This is a genomic window from Paracoccus maritimus, from assembly GCF_025195095.1.
Taxonomy (GTDB): Bacteria; Pseudomonadota; Alphaproteobacteria; order Rhodobacterales; family Rhodobacteraceae; genus Paracoccus; species Paracoccus maritimus.
On sequence record NZ_JANAVZ010000002.1, the window covers coordinates 12,122 to 38,765 of the forward strand.

At 64.2% G+C, this 26,644-nt stretch carries 27 protein-coding genes and 1 tRNA gene; 20 read left to right on the forward strand and 8 right to left on the reverse strand.

What is annotated here, in order from left to right; genetic code table 11:
- Positions 1-145: 145 nt before the first annotated feature.
- Positions 146-1,135, forward strand: coding sequence for a tRNA dihydrouridine(20/20a) synthase DusA (gene dusA, locus MU516_RS03165; protein WP_260275759.1), 990 nt, complete (start codon positions 146-148; stop codon positions 1,133-1,135).
- Between the two features lie 48 nt (positions 1,136-1,183).
- Complete coding sequence (locus tag MU516_RS03170; protein ID WP_260275760.1) at positions 1,184-1,993, forward strand: sulfite exporter TauE/SafE family protein; 810 nt, start codon at positions 1,184-1,186, stop codon at positions 1,991-1,993.
- A gap of 16 nt (positions 1,994-2,009) precedes the next feature.
- On the opposite strand, the gene mazG is transcribed toward MU516_RS03170, so the two are convergent.
- Positions 2,010-2,825, reverse strand: coding sequence for a nucleoside triphosphate pyrophosphohydrolase (gene mazG, locus MU516_RS03175; RefSeq protein ID WP_260275761.1), 816 nt, complete (start codon positions 2,823-2,825; stop codon positions 2,010-2,012).
- Between the two features lie 64 nt (positions 2,826-2,889).
- Here mazG and MU516_RS03180 point away from each other — a divergent pair, with 64 nt between their 5' ends.
- The 11 genes from MU516_RS03180 (at position 2,890) to ggt (ending at position 12,490) form a co-directional block, all read left to right on the forward strand.
- Entirely contained in the window at positions 2,890-4,056 is a 1,167-nt protein-coding gene (locus MU516_RS03180) for a M20 aminoacylase family protein (protein WP_260276240.1), read from the forward strand.
- A gap of 136 nt (positions 4,057-4,192) precedes the next feature.
- Entirely contained in the window at positions 4,193-4,525 is a 333-nt protein-coding gene (gene yajC / locus MU516_RS03185; protein ID WP_260275762.1) for a preprotein translocase subunit YajC, read from the forward strand.
- A gap of 30 nt (positions 4,526-4,555) precedes the next feature.
- Complete coding sequence (gene secD / locus MU516_RS03190; RefSeq protein WP_260275763.1) at positions 4,556-6,220, forward strand: protein translocase subunit SecD; 1,665 nt, start codon at positions 4,556-4,558, stop codon at positions 6,218-6,220.
- Position 6,221: 1 nt separating this feature from the next.
- The gene (secF, locus tag MU516_RS03195) at positions 6,222-7,202 is read left to right on the forward strand and encodes a protein translocase subunit SecF (RefSeq protein ID WP_209056342.1); all 981 of its coding nucleotides are present in this window, start codon (positions 6,222-6,224) and stop codon (positions 7,200-7,202) included.
- Entirely contained in the window at positions 7,202-7,555 is a 354-nt protein-coding gene (locus tag MU516_RS03200) for an Mth938-like domain-containing protein (protein ID WP_260275764.1), read from the forward strand. Before secF ends, MU516_RS03200 begins: the two co-directional genes overlap by 1 nt.
- Positions 7,552-8,181 (forward strand): heme ABC exporter ATP-binding protein CcmA, encoded by a 630-nt coding sequence (gene ccmA, locus MU516_RS03205; protein WP_260275765.1) that lies wholly within the window; start codon positions 7,552-7,554, stop codon positions 8,179-8,181. The genes MU516_RS03200 and ccmA overlap by 4 nt, the downstream gene beginning before the upstream one ends.
- A gap of 163 nt (positions 8,182-8,344) precedes the next feature.
- Positions 8,345-9,001, forward strand: coding sequence for a heme exporter protein CcmB (ccmB, locus tag MU516_RS03210; RefSeq protein WP_260275766.1), 657 nt, complete (start codon positions 8,345-8,347; stop codon positions 8,999-9,001).
- Between the two features lie 41 nt (positions 9,002-9,042).
- A complete protein-coding gene (gene ccmC, locus MU516_RS03215; protein ID WP_260275767.1) occupies positions 9,043-9,768 on the forward strand; it encodes a heme ABC transporter permease CcmC in 726 nt (241 codons plus the stop codon).
- The gene (ccmD, locus tag MU516_RS03220) at positions 9,765-9,914 is read left to right on the forward strand and encodes a heme exporter protein CcmD (protein ID WP_209056347.1); all 150 of its coding nucleotides are present in this window, start codon (positions 9,765-9,767) and stop codon (positions 9,912-9,914) included. Before ccmC ends, ccmD begins: the two co-directional genes overlap by 4 nt.
- A complete protein-coding gene (locus MU516_RS03225) occupies positions 9,907-10,449 on the forward strand; it encodes a DsbE family thiol:disulfide interchange protein (protein ID WP_209056348.1) in 543 nt (180 codons plus the stop codon). The genes ccmD and MU516_RS03225 overlap by 8 nt, the downstream gene beginning before the upstream one ends.
- Before the next feature lie 229 nt (positions 10,450-10,678).
- Positions 10,679-12,490, forward strand: coding sequence for a gamma-glutamyltransferase (gene ggt, locus MU516_RS03230; protein WP_260275768.1), 1,812 nt, complete (start codon positions 10,679-10,681; stop codon positions 12,488-12,490).
- Positions 12,491-12,810: 320 nt separating this feature from the next.
- Here the strand turns inward: ggt and MU516_RS03235 are convergent.
- Positions 12,811-12,900 (reverse strand) — tRNA-Ser (locus MU516_RS03235).
- Positions 12,901-12,999: 99 nt separating this feature from the next.
- Between MU516_RS03235 and MU516_RS03240 the strand changes: the two genes are divergently transcribed.
- From MU516_RS03240 to MU516_RS03255, 4 genes are all read left to right on the forward strand, one after another.
- Positions 13,000-13,872 (forward strand): hypothetical protein, encoded by an 873-nt coding sequence (locus MU516_RS03240; RefSeq protein WP_260275769.1) that lies wholly within the window; start codon positions 13,000-13,002, stop codon positions 13,870-13,872.
- Entirely contained in the window at positions 13,869-14,960 is a 1,092-nt protein-coding gene (locus tag MU516_RS03245) for an NUDIX domain-containing protein (RefSeq protein ID WP_260275770.1), read from the forward strand. Before MU516_RS03240 ends, MU516_RS03245 begins: the two co-directional genes overlap by 4 nt.
- Positions 14,961-15,054: 94 nt before the next feature.
- Complete coding sequence (locus MU516_RS03250) at positions 15,055-16,086, forward strand: cysteine synthase A (RefSeq protein WP_260275771.1); 1,032 nt, start codon at positions 15,055-15,057, stop codon at positions 16,084-16,086.
- Positions 16,087-16,099: 13 nt separating this feature from the next.
- Positions 16,100-18,616: a DUF3772 domain-containing protein gene (locus tag MU516_RS03255; protein ID WP_260275772.1), complete on the forward strand. Its 2,517-nt coding sequence runs from the start codon at positions 16,100-16,102 to the stop codon at positions 18,614-18,616.
- Positions 18,617-18,649: 33 nt separating this feature from the next.
- Here the strand turns inward: MU516_RS03255 and MU516_RS03260 are convergent, their stop codons facing one another.
- The 5 genes from MU516_RS03260 to MU516_RS03280 form a co-directional block, all read right to left on the reverse strand.
- Positions 18,650-19,162: a cell wall hydrolase gene (locus MU516_RS03260; protein WP_260275773.1), complete on the reverse strand. Its 513-nt coding sequence runs from the start codon at positions 19,160-19,162 to the stop codon at positions 18,650-18,652.
- A gap of 100 nt (positions 19,163-19,262) precedes the next feature.
- Positions 19,263-20,366 carry an AI-2E family transporter gene (locus MU516_RS03265; protein WP_260275774.1) on the reverse strand — a complete coding sequence of 368 codons (1,104 nt, stop codon included), beginning with the start codon at positions 20,364-20,366 and terminating at the stop codon, positions 19,263-19,265.
- Positions 20,367-20,436: 70 nt separating this feature from the next.
- Positions 20,437-23,133: a DNA gyrase subunit A gene (gyrA, locus tag MU516_RS03270; RefSeq protein ID WP_260276242.1), complete on the reverse strand. Its 2,697-nt coding sequence runs from the start codon at positions 23,131-23,133 to the stop codon at positions 20,437-20,439.
- Positions 23,134-23,303: 170 nt separating this feature from the next.
- The gene (locus tag MU516_RS03275) at positions 23,304-23,771 is read right to left on the reverse strand and encodes a disulfide bond formation protein B (protein WP_260275775.1); all 468 of its coding nucleotides are present in this window, start codon (positions 23,769-23,771) and stop codon (positions 23,304-23,306) included.
- Entirely contained in the window at positions 23,768-24,346 is a 579-nt protein-coding gene (locus MU516_RS03280) for a YqaA family protein (RefSeq protein WP_260275776.1), read from the reverse strand. The genes MU516_RS03275 and MU516_RS03280 overlap by 4 nt, the downstream gene beginning before the upstream one ends.
- Before the next feature lie 195 nt (positions 24,347-24,541).
- Between MU516_RS03280 and ypfJ the strand changes: the two genes are divergently transcribed.
- Positions 24,542-25,387 (forward strand): KPN_02809 family neutral zinc metallopeptidase, encoded by an 846-nt coding sequence (gene ypfJ / locus MU516_RS03285; protein ID WP_260275777.1) that lies wholly within the window; start codon positions 24,542-24,544, stop codon positions 25,385-25,387.
- 148 nt (positions 25,388-25,535) lie between these two features.
- Here ypfJ and MU516_RS03290 read toward each other — a convergent pair whose 3' ends face one another.
- A complete protein-coding gene (locus tag MU516_RS03290) occupies positions 25,536-25,721 on the reverse strand; it encodes a hypothetical protein (RefSeq protein ID WP_260275778.1) in 186 nt (61 codons plus the stop codon).
- A gap of 69 nt (positions 25,722-25,790) precedes the next feature.
- Here MU516_RS03290 and MU516_RS03295 point away from each other — a divergent pair, with 69 nt between their 5' ends.
- The gene (locus MU516_RS03295; protein ID WP_209056358.1) at positions 25,791-26,261 is read left to right on the forward strand and encodes a type II toxin-antitoxin system RatA family toxin; all 471 of its coding nucleotides are present in this window, start codon (positions 25,791-25,793) and stop codon (positions 26,259-26,261) included.
- Between the two features lie 18 nt (positions 26,262-26,279).
- Entirely contained in the window at positions 26,280-26,636 is a 357-nt protein-coding gene (locus MU516_RS03300; RefSeq protein WP_260275779.1) for a DUF4870 family protein, read from the forward strand.
- The last annotated feature ends 8 nt before the right edge of the window (positions 26,637-26,644 follow it).

Consider the following 26,644-nt stretch of genomic DNA (forward strand, 5'->3'; position numbering starts at 1 on the left):
AACGGAGAGGGGTAGGGCCGAGCTACAACATCGCGATTCAGGCGCAACATTTGTTGTAACTTGATCGAAAACGGGCTCGGACGAGCAATAAACGGTCCTGAAACATGCTCTGGCGGGACTGCCCAAGCTGCGATAAACGTCAGCAATGAAAAGAAAATCGCACAATATCGTACCTTGGCGTATGTCGTGCGCACCTATGATGGACTGGACGGATCGGCATTGCCGGTCTTTTCACAGACTGATGTCGCGTCATGCGTTGCTTTACACCGAGATGGTGACCGCACCTGCGATCATTCACGGGGATCGCGCGCGTTTGCTTGACCATGATGCGATTGAGCATCCTTTGGCCCTGCAGATCGGCGGCTCGGATCCGGCAGAGCTTCGGCAGGCGACGCGGATCGCCAGCGAATGGGGCTATGATGAGATCAATCTGAATGTGGGCTGTCCCAGCGATCGGGTGCAGTCGGGCTGCTTCGGGGCCGTGCTGATGAAGCAGCCGGATCTGGTCGTCGATTGCGTGTCGGCGATGCAGGAGGTCAGCCCGGTCGAGGTCACTGTCAAATGCCGCATCGGGGTTGACGATCAGAACCCTGCGACGGTTCTTCCCGACTTCATCTCGCGGCTGCGTGCGGCGGGGACCCGCCGTATCGCCATACATGCCCGCAAGGCGTGGCTGCAGGGTCTTAGCCCGCGCGAGAACCGCGACGTGCCGCCTCTGGACTACCCGCTGGTTCATGCGATGAAGAAGGCGTTTCCCGATCTTCATCTTTCGGTGAATGGTGGGATCACCAGCCTGGACGAGGTGCGCGAGCATCTTGAGGTCATGGATGGCGTGATGGTGGGGCGTGCCGCCTATCATCAGCCATGGGACATACTAGGCAAGGCCGATACGCTTTGGGGGGCGCCGCCGCCGTTCGGGTCGGCCGCCGAGGTCGCCCTTGCGATGCGACCCCGGATTGAGGCGCATCTGCGGGCCGGCGGCCGGATGCACCAGATTACCCGACACATGCTGGGACTGTTTCACGGCCAGCCGGGCGCGCGCGGCTGGAAGCGGACCCTGTCCGAAGGCGCAAGCACGGGCGGGATCGAGGTTTATGATGCGGCCCTGTCGCAGGTGACGCGGCTTGCGGCGTGATCAGGTTGGCACTGGTCAGAAGACCGACATCGCGCTAGTGGCTGCGCCATGAGCGATCTTCTCCTTCCGACCCTGACGCTGCTGGCCACCGGTGCGTTCGCGGGCATTCTTGCCGGGCTTCTTGGCGTCGGCGGCGGCATCGTGCTGGTGCCGGCGTTCCTGTTCGTCTTCACGCAGGCCGGTTTTGGTGGCCCGGATGTCATGCAAATGTGTCTGGCGACGTCGCTGGCCACGATCATCGTGACTTCGCTTCGTTCGGTCATGGCCCATCATCGCAAGGCGGCGGTGGACTGGCAGATCCTGAAGGGCTGGGCGCCGGGGATCGGGCTTGGGGCGCTGGTCGGCGTGCTGACGGTGGGCGCGCTGCGGACCGCGACACTGCAGGTGATCTTTGCCGTGCTGGTGGTGATCATCGCCAGCTATATGGCGATCTCTCGGTCGCATTGGCGGCTGTCGGACCAGATGCCGGCGGGCTGGCGCCGGATCGTGATCTCGCCGTTCATCGGCTTCTTTTCGGTTCTGCTGGGGATCGGCGGTGGCAGTATCGGCGTGCCGCTGATGACCCTGCACGGCCGACCGATCCATCGCGCCGTCGCGACCTCGGCGGGGTTTGGCGTGCTGATTGCGGTGCCTTCGGTCGCTGCCTTTCTGTTGCTGCCGGTCACGAACGCGCCCCCCTGGACGGTCGGGTCCGTCAATTTTCCGGCGTTTCTGGTCACGATCTGCATGACGCTGATCACCGCACCGATGGGCGCGGCGTTGGCCCATCGCACCGATGCGGCCCGTCTGAAGCGCTATTTCGCGATCTTTCTGTTCCTTGTCGCGCTGAATATGCTGCGCAAGGCGCTGATGGGCTGAGATCGGGCGTTGCCGGCTATTCGGCGGCCTTTTCCGCGGCCTTGGCACGATCCCACAGTCGATCCATCTCGGCCAGGTCGCTGTCTTCGGGGCGGCGGCCCTCGGTCGCCAGTGCGGCCTCGATGGCCTGAAATCGGCGGGTGAACTTCGCATTCGCGCGCCGCAGCGCCAGTTCGGGGTCGATCTTCAGATGCCGGGCCAGATTGGCCATCACGAACATCAGGTCACCAAATTCCTCTTCCAGCGCGTCCGGACCAAGCTGGTCCCGCGCCTCGACCAGTTCGGCGGTCTCTTCGGTGATCTTGTCCAGAACGTCGTCCGCGCCTGGCCAGTCAAATCCTACCCGTGCCGCGCGGTTCTGCAGCTTGATCGCGCGCGTCAGCGCCGGCAGTCCCAGCGCAACGCCGTCCAGCGTGCCGCGTTCGGCCTTGCCGGCACGTTCGACCGCCTTGATCGCCTCCCAGTCACGGACCTGCTGTTCTGCCGACTTGTCACGGGATTCGTCGCCGAACACATGCGGATGCCGAAAGATCAGCTTGTCGGCAATCGCCGCGGCGCAGTCGGCGAAATCGAACATTCCGGCCTCGCGCGCCATCTGGGCGTGGAAGACCACCTGCAACAGCAGATCGCCCAGTTCACCGGGCAGCTCGTCCCATGCACGACGCTGGATCGCGTCTTCGACCTCGTGCGCTTCCTCGATCGTATAGGGTGCGATCGACGCGAAATCCTGTTCGATATCCCATGGGCAGCCCGTCGAGGGATCGCGCAGCGCGGCCATGATGTCGATCAGTCGGCTGATTTCGGCGGCCGGATCGCGGGTCGGATTGGTCATTGCAACTTCCCCGTGCAGGGTCCAGATGCAGAACCGAGTGCCACAGCCCGAGGCCCGAGTCCACATGCCCGTCCTGAACCGAATCGCCGATTTCGCCGATGACATGACCGCATGGCGCCGCCATCTGCACCAGCATCCCGAACTGGGATTCGAGTGTCATCGGACGGCGGCCTTCGTGGCAGACCGGCTTCGCGATTTCGGCGTGGACGAGATACACGAGGGTATCGGCCGGACCGGGATCGTCGCGATCGTGCAGGGGCAGGGCGACGGCCCGACCATCGGGCTGCGTGCCGACATGGACGCGCTGCCGCTGGAGGAAACAAGCGGGGTGGAATGGACCTCGACCGTGCCGGGCCGGATGCATGCCTGCGGGCATGACGGGCATACGACGATGCTGCTGGGGGCGGCGAGATACCTGGCCGAGACACGCAATTTTGCAGGTAGTGTGGCCCTGATTTTTCAGCCTGCGGAGGAAGATGGCGGCGGCGGTGACGCGATGGTTCGCGACGGCATGCTGGAGCGTTTCGGCATCACGCGCGTGTTTGCGGTGCACAACAATCCGGGCCAACCGACGGGCAGTTTCCGAACGACTCCGGGGCCGATCATGGCGGCCGTTGACGGGTTCGAGATCCATGTCACTGGTCGCGGAGGACACGGCGCAATGCCGCATCTGACAGCCGATCCGATTGTGGCGACGGTGTCGATCGTCAGCGCGATCCAGACCATTTCCAGCCGCAATCACTATGCGCTGGACGACTTGGCGCTGTCGGTCACGCAGATCCACACCGGCAGCGCCGACAATATCGTGCCGGATACCGCGTGGATCTGCGGCACGGTCCGCACCTTCGATCCCGAGGTGCGCGACATGGTTCGCCGCCGGATGACGCAGATCTGCGCGGGGCAGGGGACGGCCTATGACGTGACCGCCCGGCTGGACTGGCTTGAAGGCTATCCCGCGACGGTCAACGACCCCGAACAGACCGCCTTCGCGGCATCGGTCGCGCGCGAGATCGCCGGCGAGGCGCTGGTCTGTGACGATGCGGGACGAGAGATGGGGGCAGAGGATTTCAGTTTCATGCTGAACGCACGGCCCGGCTGCTATCTGTTCCTGGGGCAGGGCGACGGGCCGGGGGTCCACAACCCAGGTTACGATTTCAACGACGAGATCGCACCTGTCGGGGCCAGTTTCTTTGCCCGCCTTGTCGAACACGCGCAGCCGGTGGACCGTTAGGCCCGTTCACGAACCCGTTTCTGCATCTTGCAGGATGTCGTGTCCGGCCTTTCTTGCCAATGATCGGCGGCGCGGATAGGTTGCGCGCCAATTCGAGGGGCCGGTTTCTCCGGTCCGGACACCGAAAGGAAGATTGATGTTCGCAACCCCCGCCTTTGCCCAGGCTGCCGGCGGCGCCGGAACCGGTGCCGCTTTCGCCCAATTCATCCCGCTGATCCTGATCTTCGCGATCATGTATTTCCTGATGATCCGGCCGCAGCAAAAGCGGGTCAAGCAGCATCGCGCGATGGTAGAGGCGCTGAAAAAGGGCGATCACGTCATCACCCAGGGCGGCATTCTGGGCAAGGTCACCTCGGTTCGTGATGACGAGCTGGAAGTCGAGATCGCGCAGGGCGTCAAGGTCCGCATCGTCCGCTCGACCGTGTCGCAGGTGCTGAGCAAGACCGAACCGGCCGCCGCCAATTCCTGAGCCGCCACAACCTGAAAGGCGCAAGCCGAGATGCTTCAGATCGACCGATGGAAGCGCATCCTGATCATCGGGATATGCCTTCTGGGTCTGGCCTATGCCATGCCCAACCTGTTCTACAATCGGGTCGAGGCGCATAACGACGCCGTGGCCAGTATCGAGAAAACCGGCGTGACGACACCGGAACTGGTGGCGGCGCGGGATGCCTGGCCCGGCTGGCTGCCAAGCGGGCTGGTTAATCTTGGACTGGACCTGCGCGGTGGGGCGCATCTTCTTGGCGAAGTGCAGGTCGATCAGGTTTACAAGGCGCGCATGGATTCGCTGTGGCCGGAGCTGCGCCGCGCGTTGGCCGATGAACGTGCCACGATCGGCGCGGTGCGGCGTGTCGCGGCCCCCGACGGCACGCTGAAGATCGAGATCGGCAACCCCGACCAGCTGTCACGCGCGGTCGAGATCGTGCGCGGTTTTTCCGAACCCGTCACCTCGCTGACCGGGGCAGGGCAGTCCAGCCTTGCGATCGACGCGCAGGGCGGCGCGATCACCATTCAGCTGTCCGAGGCCGAAAAGGCGATCACCGACGACCGCACCATCCAGCAATCCCTGGAAATCATCCGTCGTCGCGTGGACGAGGTCGGCACGCGAGAGCCCACGATCATGCGTCAGGGCACCGACCGCATTCTGATTCAGGTACCGGGCATCGGGTCGGCCGCCGAACTGAAGGCGCTGATCGGCACGACCGCCAAGCTGACCTTCAATTCCGTCGTCGGCACCTCTGCCGATCCGGATGCGCGCGCAGGGATCGGGCAGGTCGTGCTGCCCGCAGCCGATCAGGAAGGCGTGTATTACACGATCGAGGAAACGCCCGTCGTCACCGGCGAAGAACTGACCGATGCACTGCCATCGACAGATCAGAACGGCATGCCCTCGGTCGATTTCCGGTTCAACCCGACCGGGGCGCGCAAGTTCGGTGCCTATACAAGCGCCAATGTCGGCCAGCCCTTCGCGATCGTGCTGGACAATCAGGTGATTTCGGCGCCGGTGATCCGGCAGGCCATCACCACAGGCTCGGGGCAGATCTCGGGCTCGATGGACTATGAAGAGGCGAACCGCCTGGCCGTGCTGCTGCGTGCGGGTGCCTTGCCGGCGGAACTGACCTTCCTCGAGGAACGGACCGTCGGTCCCGAACTGGGACAGGACAGCATCGACGCGGGCAAGATCGCGGCCAGCGTCGGCTTCGTCGCGGTGATCGTCCTGATGTGCCTGTCCTACGGGCTGCTTGGCGTGTTTGCCTCGGTCGCGCTCGCGGTGAACATGGGCATGATCTTCGGCGTGCTGTCGATGATCGGGGCGACGCTGACGCTGCCCGGTATCGCGGGCATCGTTCTGACCATCGGCATGGCGGTTGACGCCAACGTGCTTGTGTTCGAACGGATACGCGAAGAGCTGAAGACCGCGCGCGGCCCGGCCCGTGCCATCGAACTGGGCTACGAGAAGGCGATGTCCGCCATCGTGGACGCCAATATCACCACGCTGATCATCGCCGCGATCCTGTTCGTTCTGGGCTCGGGGCCGGTCAAGGGGTTTGCCGTGACACTGACCATCGGTATCGTCACGTCTGTCTTCACCGCGCTGTATGTGACGCGGCTGATGACGGTGGCGTGGTTCGAACGTTCCCGCCCGCGCAAGATCGAGGTTTGACATGGCATTTCGTCTGAAACTTGTCCCCGACGAAACGCGGATCGATTTCTTCCGCTGGCAGGCCCTGACCTTCGGCATCTCGTCGGTTCTGGCCGTGCTGTCGGTGGTGGCGCTGTTCATGTTTGGCCTGAATTTCGGGATCGATTTCAAGGGCGGCACCACGATCCGGACCGAATCCGTACAGCAGGTGGATGTCGGTGAATACCGCGCCGCGCTGCAGCCGCTGAATCTTGGCGATGTCGCGATCACGCAGGTCTATGACCCGACCTTCCGCGAGGATCAGCATGTCGCGCAGGTTCGCATCAGCGCGCAGGAAGGCACCGAATCCGTCACCCCCGAAACCATCGCTGCGGTCGAGACGGCGCTGCAGCAGGTCGATCCGTCGATCACCTTCCCGTCGGTCGAATCGGTCGGCCCGAAGGTGTCGGGTGAGCTGATCCAGACCGCGGTCTATGCGGTTCTGGCGTCGCTTGTGGCGATCTCCTTCTATATCTGGCTGCGCTTCGAATGGCAGTTCTCGATGGGCGCGATCGTGTCGCTGGTTCACGACGTGCTGATCACCATGGGCGTGTTTGCGGTGTTCCAGATCAAGTTCGACCTGACCACCATCGCAGCCCTTCTGACCATCGTCGGGTATTCGATCAACGATACCGTGGTTGTCTTCGACCGGCTGCGCGAAAACCTGATGAAATACAAGAAACGTCCGCTGCGCGATCTGATGAACCTGTCGGTGAACGAAACACTGTCGCGCACGGTGATGACCTCGGGGACGACGCTGGTCGCCCTGATCGCGCTGTTGGTTCTGGGCGGGGATGTGATCCGCGGCTTTGTCTTCGCCATCACTTTCGGCATCATCATCGGCACCTATTCGTCGATCTACGTGGCCAAGAACGTGGTGCTATGGCTGGGCGTCAAGCGCGACTGGTCGAAAAAGGACCCCAAGCAGGACGGCTCGCCCTTCTCGGGCGCCGAGGCGCCCTGATGGCGATGAAGCCCACCGATTTCGACGGGGCGGTGCCGGTCGACGGCTATGGTCCCGGCTTTTTCCGGGTGGGGGGCAAGGTGTTCCAGGGGGCCGTGCTGGTGACCGAGGGCGGCGGCCGCGGCTGGGGCGGTTTGTCCGATCAGTCGGCACTGCTGTCCCTGGCAGGCCGGATCGACGTCTTGTTCGTTGGCATGGGCGCCGACATCTCGCATCTGCCGCCGGACCTGGCGCAGGCGCTGCAGGACGCGGGGATCGCCGTCGAGGCGATGGCCTCTCCGACCGCCGCGCGGACCTACAACGTGACGCTGTCGGAAGGCCGCCGCGTCGCCTGCGCCCTTCTTCCCGTATGAGTCTGCTGACCGTCCAGGATCTTGCCGTCGCGCGCGGCGGGATGCGGGCGGTCGAAGGGGTGACTTTTTCTCTGGCGGCCGGGCAGGCGCTGATCCTGCGCGGCCCGAATGGCATCGGCAAGACGACATTGCTGCGCACCATCGCCGGATTGCAGCCGCCGGTTCAGGGCCGGATCGCGATGCCAGACGACGCCGTGGCCTACGCGGCCCATGCCGACGGGCTGAAGACCGCGCTGACAGTGACTGAAAACCTGCGCTTCTGGGCGGAAATCTTTGGCGGTGGCGGGCTGGATGCCGCGATGTCTGCAATGGACCTGCGGGGGCTTGCCGATCGCCCGGCGGCGGCGTTGTCGGCGGGTCAGAAACGTAGATTGGGGTTGGCGCGTCTGCTGGTCACCGGTCGGAAGCTGTGGATCCTTGACGAGCCGACCGTGTCGTTGGACACGGCGTCGGTGGCACGCTTCGCGACAGCGGTGCGGGATCATCTGGCGGCGGGCGGCGCAGCGCTGATGGCCACGCATATCGATCTGGGTCTGGACGAGGTCGAGGTGCTGGACCTGACGCCGCGTCGCGCCAAGCCCGGGGTGCCGACGCGGCCCGCAGGCTTCAACGAGGCGTTCGCATGATCGTCCGGCCCCGCTGCCGCATCCGCCCGACGCGACGCGCCGGGCAGCGCCCGGCCTTCCGGGCCCAAATCGTGCCCAGTTCTGGCAGCGCGGGCCGCGGGCGCGATCCAGGGCGCTTCGCCACCGCCGGCAACGCAGTGCCGGCAAGCGTGGGGGGGCAGTGGTGCTGGCGCTTCTGAAACGCGATCTCGCGCTTGCCACGCGGGCGGGCGGCGGGTTCGGACTGGCCGTCGCGTTCTTCCTGATCCTCTGCGCGCTGGTGCCGTTCGGCGTCGGACCCGATACCGGCGCCTTGCGTCCGATCGGACCCGGTATTCTCTGGGTCGGTGCGCTTCTGGCCTGTCTTCTGTCGCTGGACCGGATCTTTGCGCTGGATCACGAGGATGGCAGCATGGATCTTCTGGCCACCGCGCCGATCCCGCTGGAAGGCGTCGTCGCGGTCAAGGCACTTGCCCACTGGATCACCTCGGGTCTGCCGCTGATCGTGGCCGCGCCGGTCTTCGGATTGCTGCTGCACCTGCCCGGTGCGGCGACGCCGTGGCTGATCGCCTCGCTGCTGGTCGGCACGCCGGCACTGTCTATGCTCGGCGCGTTTGGCGCGGCCATTACCGTCGGCCTCCGGCGCGGTGGCCTGCTGCTGTCGCTACTGGTGCTGCCCTTGTATATTCCGACCCTGATCTTCGGGACCGAGGTCGTTCGTCGCGGGGCCGAAGGCGGCGATCCTGCGACGCCGATGCTGTTTCTGGCAGGCATCACCGCGGGCGTGATCGCGCTGGTTCCCTTTGCCGCCGCCGCCGCGTTGCGCGTGAACCTGCGCTGATGTGACTTGAGCCTTGCCCGCGCCACCGCTAGGGAACACATATGTCGATCTGGGAATACGCAAACCCCGTCAAGTTCATGCGCCTGTCCGGCGCGATCCTGCCGTGGGTCGTTGTCGGGGCCGTGCTGTGTACGGTCGGTGGTGTCGTCTGGGGCTTCCTGACGCCGCTGGACTACAAGCAGGGCGCGACCGTCAAGATCGTCTTCCTGCATGTGCCGGCGGCGATGATGGCGATCAATATCTGGGTGATGATGCTGGTCACCTCCCTGATCTGGCTGATCCGTCGTCATCATGTCAGCGCCCTGGCGGCCAAGGCCGCAGCGCCGGTCGGCGCTGTGATGACGCTAATCGCGCTGGCGACCGGCGCGATCTGGGGCCAGCCGATGTGGGGCAGCTGGTGGGAATGGGATCCGCGGCTGACCAGCTTCCTGATCCTGTTCCTGTTCTATGTCGGCTATATTGCGCTGTGGTCCGCAATCGAGGATCCTGACAGCGCCGCGGACCTGACCGGTGTTTTGTGCCTTGTCGGGTCGGTCTTCGCGCTGCTTAGCCGATATGCGGTGCTGTTCTGGAACCAGGGGCTGCATCAGGGCGCCAGCCTGTCCGTCGCCCCCGGCGAACGGATGAGCGCGGTCTATCGCTATCCGCTATACCTGTCGATGCTGGGCTTCCTGCTGCTGTTCCTGGCGCTGCTGCTGATCCGGACCCGGACAGAAATTCGCAGGCGGCGCCTGGCCGCGCTGCAGGCTAGGGAGATTCGCGGATGATCGAACTTGGGAAATACGCTGGCACCGTGCTGGCGGCTTATGGCGTATCGGTATTGCTGCTGGCGGGAATCGTCTGGCACAGCGTCGCCGCCAACGCGCGCGCGCGAAACGATCTGCACCGGCAGGAGGGCAGGACGAATGGCTAGGCTTTCGCCGCTTGTCGCGCTGCCGCCGCTGGCTTTTGCCGCGATTGCCGGGATGTTTCTGTGGGGCATGGGGCGTGATGATCCCGATGCGCTGCCCTCGGCGCTGATCGGGCGCGAGGCGCCGACCGTGCCGGCGACGACCTTGCCCGGCCGGACCCAGCTGACCGACGACATGCTGCGTGCACCCGGTGTGAAGCTGGTCAATTTCTGGGCCAGCTGGTGTCCGCCCTGCCGAGCCGAACATCCGACGCTGACAAGCTTGTCGCACGAAATGCCGGTCTATGGCATCGATCTGAAGGACCCGCCGTCGAACGCGACCGAATTCCTCGACGAACACGGCGATCCGTTCCGGGCACTGGCCACGGATCCAAGTGGTCGTGCTGCCATCGACTGGGGCGTGACCGCCCCGCCCGAGACCTTCATCATTGATGGCGAAGGTCGGATCCTGCATCGCCATGCGGGCCCGCTGATCCGCGAAGACTATACCAACCGCTTCCTGCCCGAGCTTGAGAAGGCACGAGAGGCGGCCCGCTAGGCGGGGCTGTTCACGGGTTGCCGGGCGCCTTGCGCCCGGCGGTGCAAGCGCCCGACATTGTGCCCGTTGCGCCGTTCCGCGCGATGACCCGTCACCGGGCACCCGGATTGCCGGGCGCTGCCCGACGCCGTGCGTCGGGCGGGTCGCTTCATCTGCATCGCGTTGCGCGCTTGCGCGTTTTGGTTGCAGGGGACAGACTGACCTCATTTGAGCATCAATGGAGGTTACGATGAAACGGAAAAGCGTTGCGGTTGCGTTGCTGGCGGGCGGCGCGTGGGCCGCGCCGGTGGTGGCACAACAGGCCACCGATGACATCGCCCCCGAGATTTCCAGCGAGGCCGCGGGCGAAACCGCGTTCGCCGGACTAAGCCAGGGTGCCCGCGATGCGCTGACATCGAAATCCGAGGGCAAGCCGGTCACCGCGCAGAACTGGATGGTCGCGGCGGCCAATCCGCTGGCGGTCGAAGCGGGCGCAAGGATTCTGGAACAGGGCGGCAGTGCAGCCGATGCGATGGTGGCGGTGCAGACCGTTCTTGGCCTGGTTGAACCGCAAAGCTCGGGCCTCGGCGGTGGAGCGTTTCTGGTCTGGTACGATGCCAAAAGCGGCAAGCTGACGACGCTGGATGCCCGCGAGACCGCACCATTGGCGGCGACACCGACCTATTTCCAGGATGAGAATGGCGAGCCGCTGGAGTTCTTTGATGCGGTCGTCGGCGGGCGTTCCGTCGGTACGCCTGGCACGCCCGCGTTGCTGGAAGCGGCGCATCGGCGTTGGGGGAAAGCGAACTGGGGCAGCCTGTTCGAGGACGCGATCAAGCTGGCCGAGGATGGATTCGAGGTGTCTCCGCGTCTTGCCGGGCTTGTGGCAGAGGACAGCGACAGGCTGGGCCGGTTCCCGGCGACCAAGGCTTATTTCTTTCCGGACGGCACTGCCATTGCCTCTGGCGCCACACTGCGCAATTCCGACTATGCCCATGTGTTGCGGCGGCTTGCGGCCGAAGGAAGCGACGCGTTCTACAAGGGCGAGATCGCCGAGGGGATCGTCGACACAGTGCGCAGCGCCGAGGGCAATCCCGGTCTGCTGTCGGCCGAGGATCTGGCGCGATATCGCGTCATCGAACGGCCAGCCGTCTGTGCCGAGTATCGCGACCACGACATTTGCGGTATGGGGCCGCCGTCCTCGGGGGCGCTGACCGTGGGGCAGATTCTGGGCATGCTGGGCGGGTATGACCTTGCCGCGCTTGGCGCCGAGAGCCCCGAAAGCTGGCGGCTGATCGGCGATGCCTCGCGGCTGGCCTTCGCGGATCGCGGCCGCTACATGGCCGACAGCGATTTCGTTCCCGTGCCGACCGAGGGGTTGGTTGCGCCTGACTATCTCTCCGAACGTGGCAAGCTGCTGTCGGGTGACGACGCGCTGCCCGAGGTCAGTGCCGGATCGCCGGGTTGGAGCCACGCGATGCTGTGGGGCCAGGACAGCGCGATCGAATTCCCTTCGACCTCGCATATCTCGATCGTGGATGCTGACGGAAACGCGCTGTCGATGACGACAACCATCGAGAACGGCTTTGGTTCGCGCCTGTTCACGCAGGGCTTTCTGCTAAACAACGAACTGACCGATTTCAGCTTCGAGACCCATGACGCTGCGGGCTATCCCATCGCCAACCGGTTGGAGCCGGGCAAGCGGCCGCGGTCTTCGATGGCCCCTAGCATCGTGATGAAGGATGATCGCCCGGTTCTGGTCATCGGTTCGCCCGGCGGCAGCCGGATCATCGGCTATGTCGCCAAGGCAATCATCGGCCATCTCGACTGGGGGCTGGATGTTCAGCAGGCGATCGCATTGCCGAATGTCGTGAACCGCTTTGGCCCGATGGATGTCGAGGCCGGCACGGACGCGGCGGCCCTGACGCAGCCGCTGACCGATCTGGGCTTCGAGGTCAACGAAACCGACCTGACATCAGGGCTGCACGGAATCGCGATCACACCCGAGGGGCTGTCCGGCGGAGCCGACCCTCGCCGCGAGGGCATCGCTTTGGGAGGCTGAACACAAGCCTCCGAATTGGCCGCGCATATTGCGTGTCGCGGTCTCATATACGGCAACCGAAGAACCCGGCATTCGCCGGGTTCATCACCTCTACCGGATCGGAGCAGGCGAGAGCATCGGCGGATGCGGCCAGCAGGGTCAGCATTCATGGCTTCCGGACGTCGGAACGTACCCAATCACAGAATCTGCGGGACGCTATTTTCGCTTGAAGCCCCGCAACCCGCTAAAAGCCTGATGTCGTCTCGCCATCCCTGTAAGGGGCGAGCCATCCATCAACGGCAGGAGGCGCATAAGGCAATTTTTGCAGATCAATGGATGAATGGCGGAGAGGGTGGGATTCGAACCCACGGAACCCTTGCAGGCTCAACGGTTTTCGAGACCGCCCCGTTCGACCACTCCGGCACCTCTCCGCGCTTTTGGGTGGTGAGGCGGGGATTTAGAAGGGTAGGGGTTGAAGTGCAAGGGGGGTTGATCGAAAAAAAACCATTCCCTTGGTGAAAGGCCCGGCCATGTCACGCATGTTTTTTCTGATCGCGGCGCTGCTGGCGTCCCAGGTCGCCCTCGTCCCGGCCATCGCGGCGCCGACCGCCAACGCCGATGCTGCGCGAGGCCGACAGCAAGTTGTGTCTCAGCTGTGGGACGTGATGGGGATGGAGGCGTTGATGCCGTTGCTACGCGACGAGGCGCTGATCGAGGCCGAATCGATGCGGAGCGAGATGTTCGCGCACGGGCGCGAGGCCGGATGGCGTGATCGCGTGGCGCAGATCCATGATCCTGCCCGCCTCGAGTCCCTGTTTCGTCGTGGCGTGCAGGGGGACCTGTCCGATTTGCCCGATCCGCAGATCTCGATGGCACTGGATTTCTATCGCACCACGCTTGGTCAGCGGTTGATCCGGCTTGAGACATCGGCACGGCTTGCGATGCTTGATCCGGCGGTCGAAGAGGATGCGCGCCAGGCGTTCTCGAAGGCGGCCAGCCACAGCGATCCGAGGGTCGAACAGATCGGCCGGCTGATCGAGGATGCCGATCTGGTCGGACCCAACGTCGCCGCTGGGATGAACGCGGCAGTGGCGTTCTCGCAGGGCTTCGCGCAGGCTGGCGGGTTCGACATGGCGATGACAGAGGAACAGATGCTGGCCGACGCCTGGTCTCAGGAACCCAGCCTGCGGGCCGAGACGCTTGGCTGGATGGAGGCCTATCTGATGCTGGCGTATTCGCCGCTGAGCGATGATGAGCTAGAGCGTTACATCGAATTTGCGGGCTCTGACGCGGGGCAGTCGCTGTCGGCGGTCTTGTTCGCGGGTTTCGACGCGCTGTTTTTGCAGACCTCTCGCGATCTGGGGACCGCTGCGGCGGCGCAGATGCAGGGGCGCGACCTTTGAGCCGGGCTGTACAGCTTGCCGGTCCGCTGGCCACCCCGAAGATGCTGGCTGCGCTGGGGCTGACGGCTGAGGGGCCGCCCGAGACGGTGCTGGGAACACTGATCGGCGGCCAGCGCGCGGGGATTGACGCGGAAGATTGGCCGGTATTGCGATCCGATGGCGGTGCGGTGCCAGTGCTGCGGGCGGTTCCGACCCGCGAACTGCGGTTCTACGCCGATGTCATGGGACTGCCTGCGGTCGATCATCCGGACGGACAGATCAGGGGAGTTCGTTCCGGGCAGAACGAGGCAGCGCCATGGTCGGATCAGGATTGGCCGGACGATCTGGCTGCGGCGATCGCGCGCGAAATCGTGTCACTGCAGGATCTTCTGCCTGCGGCACAGATCGCGGCGCGGCTGCCGATGATCGCGGTCTGGGCCGAAAGCCGTTTGCGGGCGGCAGAGGGGCCGCGTTCGGGGGGCACTCTCGTTCCGCCGCGCATGGGCGATGATCTGCGGTTGATCGAACGTCGCCAGCCCTATGCGGGATTCTTTGCCGTGGATGTCTGGGATCTGTCGCATCGCACCCATGCGGGCGGGTTCACGCCTGCCATCACGCGCGAAGGGTTCGTGATGGGGGACGCCGTCGTCGTGCTGCCCTGGGATCCAGTGCGCGACCGCCTGCTGGTGATCGAACAGTTCCGCGTCGGCCCGGCGCTGCGCCACGATCCCCAGCCCTGGCTGCTGGAACCGATCGCTGGTCGTATCGACGCGGGCGAAAGCGTCGAGGATGCTGCCCGGCGCGAGGCGCTGGAAGAAGCGGATCTGCGGCTCGGCCGTTTGTTTCCGGCGGTCCACCACTATCCCAGTCCGGGCGCCGTGACGGAGTTCCTGTATCTGTATCTCGGCATTGCCGATCTGCCGGACGGCTCTGCAGGTGTGAACGGGCTTGATGCCGAGGTCGAGGATATTCGCGGTCATCTGATCGACCGGTCCGATCTGTCCGCGATGGTCCGGGATGGTCAGATCACCAACGGACCGCTGGCGATGCTGTCGCTTTGGCTGGACCGGCAGCACCGGGATCTGATGAAGGAATTGTCGACTTCGTGACGTGGCCCCGCAGGCGGCGCGGGGTTGCCCAATGATGGCCGCCATGTGTAGGTATTCCGAACATTGAACCCGTCCCCACAGAAGGTCGATCGCCATGCGAATCTGTTCTGATCTGTCCGATGCGATCGGCAACACGCCACTGATCCGCCTGAACCGCGCCAGCGAAGAGACGGGCTGTGAAATTCTGGGCAAGGCGGAGTTCCTGAATCCCGGGCAATCGGTCAAGGATCGCGCGGCGCTGTACATCATCCGCGACGCCGTGGCGCGCGGCGAACTGAAGCCCGGCGGCACCATTGTCGAGGGTACGGCCGGCAACACCGGGATCGGGCTGGCGCTGGTCGGCGCGTCGCTGGGGTTTCGCAGCGTCATCGTGATCCCGGAAACGCAGAGTCAGGAAAAAAAGGACATGCTGCGTCTTGCCGGCGCGACGCTGGTCGAGGTACCCGCGGCGCCCTATCGCAACCCTAACAACTATGTCCGCTATTCCGGACGACTGGCCGAGGCGCTGGCGATGACCGAACCCAACGGTGCGATCTGGGCGAACCAGTTCGACAACACCGCCAACCGCCAAGCGCATCTGGAAACCACCGGTCCCGAGATCTGGGACCAGACCGCCGGGAAGGTGGACGGGTTTACCTGCGCAGTCGGCTCGGGCGGCACATTGGCGGGCGTGGCGATGGCGCTGCAGCCGCGCGGGGTCAAGATCGGCCTGGCCGACCCCGAGGGTGCGGCGCTTTACAGCTTTTACACGACCGGAGAGTTTGACAGCCCCGGGAGTTCGATCACCGAGGGGATCGGCCAGGGCCGGATCACCGCCAATCTGGAAGGCTTCACGCCGGACATGGCATGGCGCATTCCCGACAGCGAGGCGTTGCCGATCGTGTTCGATCTGCTGGAGCACGAGGGGCTGTGCCTTGGCGGATCGTCGGGCATCAATGTCGCCGGCGCTATCCGGATGGCGCGTGAGATGGGGCCGGGCCACACCATCGTCACGATCCTGTGCGACTACGGCAATCGGTATCAGACCAAGCTGTTCAATCCCGAATTCCTGCGTGCCAAGGGGCTGCCTGTTCCGGGCTGGATGACCGGCGCTGCGCCCGAGCTGCCCGAGGTTTTCGAAGACTAGAAAGGACCAATGCATGTCGCGCGCATTGCTTGCCGTCTGGTTGACGGTCCTGTTTCTGGTTGCTTCGCCGCTGGCGGCTCAGGTCGAAGGCGGACCGGACTACGCGGCATGGGAGAAGCTCGCCACACAGGCCGAAGAACTGACGGGCGACGAAGAGACGACGGACGAACAATTGGCGACCACGCGTGCCGCCGTCGTGGATTGGCGCGGCAAGTTCCAGCAGGCGCAGAACACCAATTCGGGCCGGATTTCGACCGTCAAGGAACAGCTGGACGCCTTGGGACCGGCACCGGCCGAAGGCAAAAGCGAGGACGAAGACGTCGCCGCGCGACGCAGCGAATTGCAGGAGCAGCTTTCGACGCTGCAGGCCCCACGGCTGAAGGCGGTCGAGGCATTCAGCCGCGCCGATGCGCTGGTCAAGCAGATCGATGAGATCACCGACGCCCGGCAGGCGATCGAACTTGCCACGCTGTCGCCATCGCCGCTTGCCCCCTCAAGCTGGGGCGTGGCGATGACCGATGCGCTGAAACTGGGCGAGGGTGTCGGTGGCGAGGTCGGTCAACTGGCCGACAGCGAGGTTTGGCCGCGGCTGCGTCCCCGACTGCCGCAGGCGGTTGCCTATCTGGTCGTTGCGCTGTTCCTGCTGACCTATGGCCGTTCATGGGTGCAGTCGCTGCCATCGCGCATGTCTGCGCGCGCGTCCGAACACTCGCGTGCGGTGGTGGCCTTCATCGTGTCGCTGGGGCAGATCATTCTGCCGATGGTCGGGCTATATCTTGCCATCCGCGCGATCAAGGCCACCGGTTTGCCGGGCGAATGGACGCTGCCGTTTCTGGATGCGCTGCCTGCCGCGGGGGTGATCCTGTTCGGTGGTGGCTGGCTGGCGCGGCAACTGTTTCCGGCCAGGGTGATCAACTACGAAACCCTGAACATGGAAGACCGGCCGCGGCAGCGGGCGCGGCGGATGACGACATCGCTGGCTGCCGTGTTTGCAATCCATCACGTTCTGTCCCGCGGCGTCCTGCCGCTTTCGGGTATCTACGAGCGGATCGGCGATCCGGTCATGCGGGTGCCGCTGGAGATCAACCAGGGGGCGGTCTCGGTCTGGCACTATGTGCTGCTTGTCGGCGCGGCGGTGGCGCTGTTCCGGTTGGGCAAGGCGCTGCGCACGCTGAAGCACGGTGCCGCGGGGGCCAATCAGACCTATCGCCACAAGACCCTGTCGGTGGCCGGGTTGCTGACCCGTATCGTCGTGGTGATCGCCGTGCTGATCGGTGCGCTGGGGTTCATCAACCTCGCGAACATGCTGGTCTGGCCTTGGACGCTGACACTGGCACTGATCGGCCTTCTGATCCTGCTTCAGGATTTCATTGCCGACTTCTTCAACATGGTAAAGCGCGGCGAAGAGGGCGCGCGCGACGGGCTGGGCCCGCTGCTGATCGGCTTTGCGCTGGTGATCCTGTCGATCCCGCTCTTCATGGTGATCTGGGGCGCGCGGCGCACCGATCTGGCCGAATACTGGGGCACGTTCGAACGCGGTTTCAGCGTCAGTGGCATCACCATCTCGCCGGGTGGTGTGCTGGCGTTCCTGCTGGTTTTCGGCATCGGCTACATGGTGACACGGGGCGTGCAGAGCGCCTTGCGCAGTTCGGTTCTGCCCAAGACGCGGCTGGATGCGGGCGGGCAGAACGCGGTGGTGTCGGGGCTTGGATATGTGGGGATCTTTCTGGCCGGTCTTCTGGCGATCACTTCGGCGGGGATCGACCTGTCGTCGCTGGCATTCATTGCCGGTGCTCTGGGTGTCGGCATCGGCTTTGGCATGCAGAACATCGTCTCGAACTTCGTTTCGGGCATCATCCTGCTGATCGAACGCCCGATCAGTGTCGGCGACTGGATCAGCGCGGGCGGTCAGCAGGGCATCGTCAAGCGCATCTCGGTTCGTTCGACGCAGGTGGAAACCTTCGACAAGACCGAGGTGATCGTTCCCAACAGCGATCTGATCAGCCAGCCGGTCACCAACTGGACCCGCCACAATCAGACAGGTCGGATCATCATTCCGATCGGCGTGGCCTATGGGTCGGACACCCGCAAGGTGGAACGCATCCTGACCGAGATCATCGAAGACCAGCCGATCGTGACCATCGACCCGCCGCCCGCGGTGCTGTTTCGCGGTTTCGGCGCGGACAGCCTTGATTTCGAGATCCGCGCAGTCCTGTCGGACGTGACCGCAGGCCTGGGCGTCACGTCAGAGGTCTGTCACCAGATCGCCGAGAGGTTCGCAGCCGAGGGGGTCGAGATCCCGTTCGCTCAGCGTGATATCTGGTTGCGCAACCCCGAAGCTTTGCGCGGCGAAAAGGCCGGGCCGAAGTCCGGACCGGAGGATGATACCGAAAACCAGCCAGTTGCGTTCGAGAAGCGGCCTGCCGGTGAGCCTGCGACCGTGAAAGATCCGCGGATCGCCTTCGACGACGCGGATGGCGGCGATGCCGGGCCCGACAGTGGCGGCGGTGAAGGTGGCGGGGACCGGTAGGCCGGTCCCGCCATTTTGCGCGAGCCCGAGGTGTCAGCGCCCCCGCGTCAGCCCCTCGATCGCGCGGGGCGGCACAGGACGAGTGACAAGATGGCTTTTGCGTTTTTCGTAGAAGGCGTTTCCGCCGGTCACCAGAACATAGTGCATGTTGTCATAGGGGAAGCTGTAGCCCGCCGTATGAAAGAAGGTGGCGTTGCCGACCAACGGATGACGCTCTCCTCGCATGACGGCGGTCGCTGCCTCGCGGACCAGAGGCACGGAACGGTCGTTCATCTTTCGACGCATCACGCCCGGCGCGAACTGGTTTTTCTGGGCAACGACGCCGCAGACCGTGTCGGGAAACTGAGAAGACCTGACGCGGTTCATCACCACGCTGCCGACGGCGATCATGCCATCCCGGCTTGATCGGTTGGATTCGAAATACATCGCCCGTTGCATGCATTCGACTTCGGAATGCCGCCCCGGCATGCCGCAGCCTGTCAGCACGGTGGTGGCGACGCAGCCAAGCAGCACAGCGCTGCGCAGCGCAGGATATGGAAAACTCATCTGCCCGTTCCTTCCGCCGATCGCGGATTATCGGTTATCTATCTGCATTGGATAGCAAGCCGGGACATGGCGCATCAACCGCCTATTTGGACGCCGGCGCTCAGGCCGCCAGCGACGAGGGCGGGGCGGGCGGTGCATCGTCGCTGCTGCCGTCATCGGGCAAGCCTTCGCGCGACAACAGGACCGCGACCGGCCTTAGCCACGGGATATGCGCGCAGACGATCATCAGCGCGACCATGATCGGCACCGCCAGAAACATTCCCGGCACCCCCCATACGGCCCCCCAGAACGCCAGGCTGAGGATGATGCCGAAGCTGGACAGCCGCAGCGTCTGCCCCAGAAGCATCGGGTCCAGCACATTGCCGATGATGAACTGCACCAGCGTGCAGGCGACCGCGACCAGCAAGGTCAGCGTCGTATCGCCGCTTAGGACGAAGGCAAGTATCGCTGTGATGACGGTGGCGATGATCGAGCCGACCGACGGGATGAAGTTGAGAATGAAGGTCAGCAGCGCGACAGCGCCCGCTAGTTCCAGCCCGGAAAACCGGAAAATCGCCCAGACCGCGCTGGCCGTGACCGCGCTGACCGCCGTCTTGACCACAAGATAGCGGTTTACCCTGTGCATGATCGACGCGATGATCCTTCGAACCTGCAACGCCTTTTCGGGGTCGCCCGTCAGACGTTCGATCTTGGTGGGGAACCAGACTTGTTCGGCGAACATGAAGCCGACGAACAGGATCACCAGCACGCTGCCCGACAGCAGTCCGGATGCCTGCCCGGCAAGCGATCTGATCCAGCCGGTGATGTTGAAATTTGCAATCGCCGTCAGAATCCGTTCCTGGACCTCGGGGCCCAGACGTTCGGTCAGGCTGGGCAATGCGGCCTGTGCCTGTTCGGCGTAGGTGATCGAGATGATGACTACTTCGTTGATCTGCGTGACGATGGTCGTGGACAGCCACAGCAAGGCCAGCGTGATGCCGATCAGCGCCAGCGTCGTGCCCAGCCATTTCGGCACCTTCAGCCGTGACGAGATGGCAAAGATCGCGTCCGATGTCAGTGAGAACAGGATGATCGCGATGGCCAGCGAGATCAGGATGAAGCGCGCCTGAACCAGCATGAACAGCAGCAGTCCAAAGGCGATAAGTCCGAGAAACCCGGTCTGAAGTCGCTCACGCAGTACCGCCTCGCCCGAACTCTTATCCAATCCGTTCCCCGTTCTTCACCTCATCCCCGTGGTCGGCATCGCCTGCTGGCCCGCCGACCGCAGGGATATCCTAGTCGTTCGCCTCGTCGTCGTCTCCGATTTCGGCATCACCCTGTTCGGCGATCCGTGCGACCGATACGACGACCTCGCCGGTGGCGGTGTTGAACACACGCACCCCGCCGGCGCTGCGCGATCGGAAGCTGATCCCTTCCACCGGCACCCGGATCGATTGCCCGGTCGATGTCGCCAGCATGATCTGGTCGTCCGTCTCGACCGGGAAGCTTGCGACCAGAGCGCCGCCGCGCATCGCCTTGTCCATCGCCATCACGCCCTGACCGCCGCGTCCGCGCACCGGGTAGCCATGGCTGGAACTGATCTTGCCCGCGCCTTTCGCGGTGATGGTCAGGATCAGATCCTCGGCCGCCGACATCTGGGCATAGCGTTCCTGGGTGATGCTGCCTTCCGCAACGGCCTCTTCGTCCTCGTCGGGCTCGGCGCCATCGTCCAGCGCGCCCGCAACGGCCCGACGCATCTTTAGATAGGCGACGCGTTCCGCGGGATCGGATTCGAAATGCCTTATCACCGACATGCTGACGACGTTATCGCCCTGCGTCAGGCGGATGCCGCGCACGCCGGTCGAATCGCGGCCCTTGAACACCCGGACCGCCGTTGTCGGAAAGCGGATCGCACGACCACCCGAGGTTACCAGCATCACATCGTCATCCTCGGTCGCCATGCGCACGCCCACAAGGCTGACGCCTTCGGGCAGTTTCATAGCGATCTTGCCGTTGGATTTGACGTTGGTGAAGTCCGACAGCGCATTCCGCCGCACATCGCCCTGATCTGTCGCGAAAACGACCTGATATCTGTCCCATTCCGCCTCGGGTGCATCCATGGGCAGCAATGCCGCGATGGACACGCCCGGTTCGATCGGCAGGATGTTGACGATCGCCTTGCCCTTGGATGTGCGCCCGCCAAGCGGCAGCCGCCAGGTCTTCATGCGATAGACCATGCCGTCGGTGGTGAAGAACAGAAGTTCGGTATGGGTGTTGGCGACGAACAGCGTGGTCACCACGTCGTCTTCCTTGGTGGCCATGCCGGACAGGCCCTTGCCGCCGCGCCGTTGCGACCGGAATTCGGCCAGCGCGGTCCGCTTGATATAGCCGCCCGAGGTGATCGTGACGACCATGTCCTCACGCTCGATCAGATCCTCGTCCAGCATGTCGCCGGACCATTCGGTGATCTCGGTGCGACGCGGCACGGCGAAAAGTTCCTTCACCTCGCGCAGCTCGTCACTGATAATCGCCATGATCCGTTCGCGCGAGGCCAGGATGGCAAGGTAATCGCGGATCGCCTCGGCCAGCGACTGCAATTCGTCCGTGACTTCCTTGACGCCGATCTGCGTCAGGCGCTGAAGGCGCAGGTCCAGGATGGCGCGGGCTTGGGTTTCTGACAGGTTATAGGTGCCGTCCTCGTTCACCGGGTGCCGAGGATCGTCGATCAGGCGCAGATATTCGACGATGGCGTGTGCGGGCCAGCGACGCTGCATCAGGCGTTCGCGCGCCTCGGCGGCGTCGGCGCTGCTGCGGATCGTCGCGACGACTTCGTCCACATTGCTGACCGCGACGGCGAGGCCGCACAGAACATGGCTGCGTTCGCGTGCCTTGCGCAACTCGTGCGCCGTCCGGCGGGCCACCACTTCTTCACGGAAGCTGATGAAGTGGGTCAGAAAGTCGCGCAGCGGCAGTTGTTCCGGCTTGCCACCGTTCAGCGCCAGCATGTTGCAGCCGAAGGTGGTCTGCATCTGGGTAAACCGGAACAGCTGGTTCAGCACCACGTCCGGTGTCGCGTCGCGTTTCAGTTCGACGACAACGCGCACACCCTGCCGGTCGGATTCGTCCTGCACGCTGGCAATGCCTTCGATCCGCTTTTCCTTGGCCAGTTCCGCGATCCGTTCGATCATGCTGGATTTGTTGACCTGATAGGGAATCTCGTCGATGACGATGGCGAAACGGTCCTTGCGCGGCTCCTCGATATGGGTACGAGAACGGATGATGACGCTGCCGCGGCCTTCAAGATATGCTTTGCGCGCGCCGGATCGGCCCAGGATCATCGCGCCGGTCGGAAAGTCGGGGCCGGGAATGATCTCCATGATCCGTTCGGTCGGCAGATCCGGATTTTCGATCAGTGCCAGAGTGGCATCCACGACCTCGCCCAGGTTGTGCGGCGGGATGTTGGTCGCCATGCCGACGGCGATGCCGCCAGCGCCGTTGACCAGCATGTTCGGGAACCGCGCCGGCAGCACGGTCGGTTCGCTGTCCTTGCCGTCATAATTGTCCTGAAAATCGACCGTTTCCTTGTCGATATCGGCCATCAGGAAATTCGCCGGCTTGTCCATGCGCACTTCGGTATAGCGCATCGCAGCGGGCGGGTCGCCGTCCATCGAGCCGAAATTCCCCTGGCCGTCCAGCAGCGGCAGCGACATCGAAAAATCCTGCGCCATCCGCACCAGCGCGTCATAGATCGCGGCGTCGCCATGGGGGTGATACTTCCCCATCACGTCGCCGACCGGACGGGCCGATTTGCGATAGGGCTTGTCGGCGGTGTTGCCGGTCTCGTTCATCGCATACAGGATACGGCGATGGACGGGTTTCAGACCGTCGCGAAGATCGGGGATCGCACGGCTGACGATCACCGACATCGCATAGTCCAGATACGATGTCCGCATCTCGGACGAAATGTCGATCACCGGCCCGTCATGAGCCATCACGACGCGCTCGGTCGCGCCGTTTTCTTCGCCCGAGTCGGGGGTTTCCGGAAGATCGTCTTCGGGGGTGTCGGCCACGGGAATTCCTCAACATCTTGTTGGGTTTCGGTATAGCCGACACGGATGCTGGGGGCAATCTTGCCCGGGCCTTTTTGCGGCCGGACGCGGGCCTAGCGGCCCAAGCCCGCCGCGCGCGCCCAGATCAGCGTCAACCCGGCCGAGAACAGCGCGTTCCAGCCTGCCATCGACAGGCCAAGAAACGACCACGCGATCTCGTCGCAGCGCACCACGGGCGCGGCTTGCAGCTTGGCCATCAGATCCTGGGTGGACAGGCGGGCGATGTCGCCCACGCCGCCGGAACAATGGGCCGGTCCCGGCCACCAGCCGATCTCGACCCCGGTGTGATAGATTGCAAGTCCCGTCGCGACCGCCGCGGCGGCCATGCCAAGGATCGCGAACAGCCGGACGCGCCCGGTCAGCCATAGCAGGGCCGCGACGATCACCGCCGCCAGATGCGGCCAGCGTTGCAGGATGCACAACTCGCACGGTGCATAACCCGCCGCCTGAAAGCCCAGTGCCGCGATCAGCAGCGCGGCCGAACCCGCACCAGCCATCAAGCCAAGACGAAGACCCCTCATAGATACCTCAACGCGACGAAACCGCCGATCAGCGCGATCATGAACAGCGTGAAGACCAGCCCCAGCCGGTTCTCGATGAAGGTGCGGATCGGCGGGCCGAACCGCCAAAGCAGCCCGGCCACGACGAAGAACCGTGCAGCCCGTCCGATGACCGAGGTCAGCAGGAACAGCGGCAGCGGCAGTCCGACGGCACCGGAAAAGATCGTGATGACCTTGAAGGGAAACGGCGTCAGCGCAGCGAACAGCACCGCCCATCCGCCATACTCGGCGAAACGCGCGGCCAGATGGTGATACGCCTCTTCCTTGCCATACACGGTCAGCACCCATTGCCCGACCGATTCCATCAGTGCCGCGCCGATCCAGTATCCCAGCAGCGCGCCCAGAACGGATCCGGCGGTCGCCACCAGCGCGATCGCCCAGGCCTTGGTGCGATCGGCCAGAACCATCGGGATCATCAGCACGTCCGGCGGGATCGGAAAGACCGAGCTTTCGATGAAGCTGACCCCGAAAAGGGACGGCATCGCATGACGATGCGCCGCCAGGCCCATGGTCCAGTCGTAAAGCCTGCGCAGCATCACGGTCCCTTCCTGTTATCGGCGCTGTGGATGGACCGATGGCGGGATGCGGTCAAGCATCTTGCGTCCGTTTCGCGCTGCTGTGATCTTGGCGTTGCCCTTGGACGGAAAGCGCACGGACCGCTTGGGGCAGTTTGATCGGGTGAACAGGTCGCGCCGCACGCGGCGGGGACATCAGCAAAGGGCGGTTACGCGATGAGATGGCAGGGCAGACGCGGCAGCGGCAATATCGAAGATCGGCGCGGCATGGGCCGCGCGGGGGCAGGGGGGATCGGCATCGTCGGCATGCTGGCGGTGCTGGCCTTCGGATATTTCTTCGGCATCGACATCTCGCCGGTGGTGCGGGAACTGGATCAGGGGCAGCCTCAGGCCAACGCGCCGCTGTCCGAGCGTGATCAGCAATACGGCCAGTTCGTCTCGGTCGTTCTGGCGGACACGGAAGAGGTCTGGGCTGCCATTCTGCCCCAGCAGGCAGGGCGCGACTATGCCGACCCCAGGCTGGTTCTGTATAGCGGCGTCGTGCAGTCGGCCTGCGGCGGGGCGTCCGCGGCGATGGGGCCCTTCTACTGCCCGAACGATCAGAAGATCTATCTGGATACCGATTTCTTCGACCTGATGGCGCAGAAGATGGGCGCGGGCGGCGACTTCGCCTATGCCTACGTGATCGCGCACGAGGTTGGCCATCATGTCCAGAACCTTGTCGGGACGCTGGGGCAGGTGAATGCCGCGCGCGGCCGCATGGACGAGGCGCGGTCGAACAGGCTGTCGGTGCTGACCGAATTGCAGGCCGATTGCTATGCCGGAATCTGGGCGCGGCAGGCGGATCAGCGTTTCGGCACCCTGGAAGAGGGCGACCTGCAAGAGGCTGCGCGTGCCGCCCACGCGGTCGGCGACGATGTGATTCAGTCGAATGCCGGGCGCACGCCGATGCCCGACAGCTTTACCCATGGCAGCGCCGAGCAGCGCCAGGAATGGTTGATGCGTGGCTATCGTTCGGGCGACATGAGACAATGCGACACATTCAGCCAGGCCGGGCTGTAGCCCATATCCCTGATACGGAACCGGAGGATCACATGACCATTCACGCCCTTGCCCCGATCTCGGCCTTTTGCGCCATTCTGTTGCTGTCGGCCTGCGCGGCCTCGCGTCCCCGCGCGCGGGCGACTGCGCGGTCGCGCCGCTAGGGCAATCAGCGCGGCAGGCGGACGCCCCGCCCGTGTTCAAGCCTTGCCCAGTCGGGCCACCAGCCCAGCTTTTCCAGCACGACCAGCGCCGCGGCCAGTGCGACAATCGCCAACACCAGCTTGACCATGCGCGGGCTGGGCGGATTGCGGGCCCATTTCGAAGCCCTTAACAGCCAGATCAGGTTGTTCATTGCCCGCTTGCCCTGCTATTGCGTGGCTCGCACCACACGACGCGACGCCCCGAAACTCAAGAGCCTCCCTTGCCGCATCATCAGGACAGCCGCAACCTTCCCTACTCGGCGCAGCAGATGTTCGACCTCGTCGCCGATGTCGAACGCTATCCCGAATTCCTGCCGTGGAACAGCGCCGCCCGCATCCGGTCCCGCCAGACCCGCGATGACGGCAGCGAGGAAATCGCGGCCGATCTTGTCATCAGTTTCAAGGTGTTTCGCGAGCGTTTCGGCAGCCGGGTCGTCCTGTTTCCGGCCGATCCCTCGACCGGGGCGTTGCGGATCGACACGGAATATCTGGATGGCCCGTTCAAATACATGCGCAGCGGCTGGACCTTTACGGACCTTGCGGATGGCGGCTGTCATGTCGATTTCTTCGTTGATTTCGAATTCCGCAATGCCATTCTGCAAAAGCTGATCGGCGTCGTCTTTCACGAGGCCATGTCGCGTATCGTACGGGCCTTCGAAGAGCGTGCGCGCGCTCTTTACGGCCAGCCCTGATCGCCCAAGGAGACTGCCATGACCGTGACCGATCCGCAGACCGCCCCTGACCTGACCCCGGCAAAGATAGTCTATGGTCTTTATGCGGTGGGCTACGCGGTCGCCATCACCGCGCTGGCCGGCGTGATCTATGCCTATTTCTCGCGGGGCAGGGACGAATTGCTGGACAGCCATCTGACGTTCCAGATCCGCACCTTCTGGATCAGCCTGGCGATCGGTCTGCTGGCGCTGGTCACCATGATCGTCGGGATCGGTTTCCTGATCTGGGCGTTCCTTGCCGTCTGGGGGCTGATCCGGGTGATCTCGGGATTTCTGCTGGCCAATGACGGCAAGCCGATCACCGGCACAAAATATCTTGGCATGATGGCGTTCTGAACCGGATT

Bases quoted from the DNA above. Each gene is read 5' to 3' on its own strand.
- dusA (WP_260275759.1), top strand. From the start codon at position 146: ATGAAAAGAAAATCGCACAATATCGTACCTTGGCGTATGTCGTGCGCA.
- MU516_RS03170 (WP_260275760.1), top strand. From the start codon at position 1,184: ATGAGCGATCTTCTCCTTCCGACCCTGACGCTGCTGGCCACCGGTGCG.
- mazG (WP_260275761.1), bottom strand. From the start codon at position 2,825: ATGACCAATCCGACCCGCGATCCGGCCGCCGAAATCAGCCGACTGATC.
- MU516_RS03180 (WP_260276240.1), top strand. From the start codon at position 2,890: ATGCCCGTCCTGAACCGAATCGCCGATTTCGCCGATGACATGACCGCA.
- yajC (WP_260275762.1), top strand. From the start codon at position 4,193: ATGTTCGCAACCCCCGCCTTTGCCCAGGCTGCCGGCGGCGCCGGAACC.
- secD (WP_260275763.1), top strand. From the start codon at position 4,556: ATGCTTCAGATCGACCGATGGAAGCGCATCCTGATCATCGGGATATGC.
- secF (WP_209056342.1), top strand. From the start codon at position 6,222: ATGGCATTTCGTCTGAAACTTGTCCCCGACGAAACGCGGATCGATTTC.
- MU516_RS03200 (WP_260275764.1), top strand. From the start codon at position 7,202: ATGGCGATGAAGCCCACCGATTTCGACGGGGCGGTGCCGGTCGACGGC.
- ccmA (WP_260275765.1), top strand. From the start codon at position 7,552: ATGAGTCTGCTGACCGTCCAGGATCTTGCCGTCGCGCGCGGCGGGATG.
- ccmC (WP_260275767.1), top strand. From the start codon at position 9,043: ATGTCGATCTGGGAATACGCAAACCCCGTCAAGTTCATGCGCCTGTCC.
- ccmD (WP_209056347.1), top strand. From the start codon at position 9,765: ATGATCGAACTTGGGAAATACGCTGGCACCGTGCTGGCGGCTTATGGC.
- MU516_RS03225 (WP_209056348.1), top strand. From the start codon at position 9,907: ATGGCTAGGCTTTCGCCGCTTGTCGCGCTGCCGCCGCTGGCTTTTGCC.
- ggt (WP_260275768.1), top strand. From the start codon at position 10,679: ATGAAACGGAAAAGCGTTGCGGTTGCGTTGCTGGCGGGCGGCGCGTGG.
- MU516_RS03240 (WP_260275769.1), top strand. From the start codon at position 13,000: ATGTCACGCATGTTTTTTCTGATCGCGGCGCTGCTGGCGTCCCAGGTC.
- MU516_RS03250 (WP_260275771.1), top strand. From the start codon at position 15,055: ATGCGAATCTGTTCTGATCTGTCCGATGCGATCGGCAACACGCCACTG.
- MU516_RS03255 (WP_260275772.1), top strand. From the start codon at position 16,100: ATGTCGCGCGCATTGCTTGCCGTCTGGTTGACGGTCCTGTTTCTGGTT.
- MU516_RS03260 (WP_260275773.1), bottom strand. From the start codon at position 19,162: ATGAGTTTTCCATATCCTGCGCTGCGCAGCGCTGTGCTGCTTGGCTGC.
- gyrA (WP_260276242.1), bottom strand. From the start codon at position 23,133: ATGGCTCATGACGGGCCGGTGATCGACATTTCGTCCGAGATGCGGACA.
- MU516_RS03275 (WP_260275775.1), bottom strand. From the start codon at position 23,771: ATGAGGGGTCTTCGTCTTGGCTTGATGGCTGGTGCGGGTTCGGCCGCG.
- MU516_RS03280 (WP_260275776.1), bottom strand. From the start codon at position 24,346: ATGCTGCGCAGGCTTTACGACTGGACCATGGGCCTGGCGGCGCATCGT.
- ypfJ (WP_260275777.1), top strand. From the start codon at position 24,542: ATGAGATGGCAGGGCAGACGCGGCAGCGGCAATATCGAAGATCGGCGC.
- MU516_RS03290 (WP_260275778.1), bottom strand. From the start codon at position 25,721: ATGAACAACCTGATCTGGCTGTTAAGGGCTTCGAAATGGGCCCGCAAT.
- MU516_RS03300 (WP_260275779.1), top strand. From the start codon at position 26,280: ATGACCGTGACCGATCCGCAGACCGCCCCTGACCTGACCCCGGCAAAG.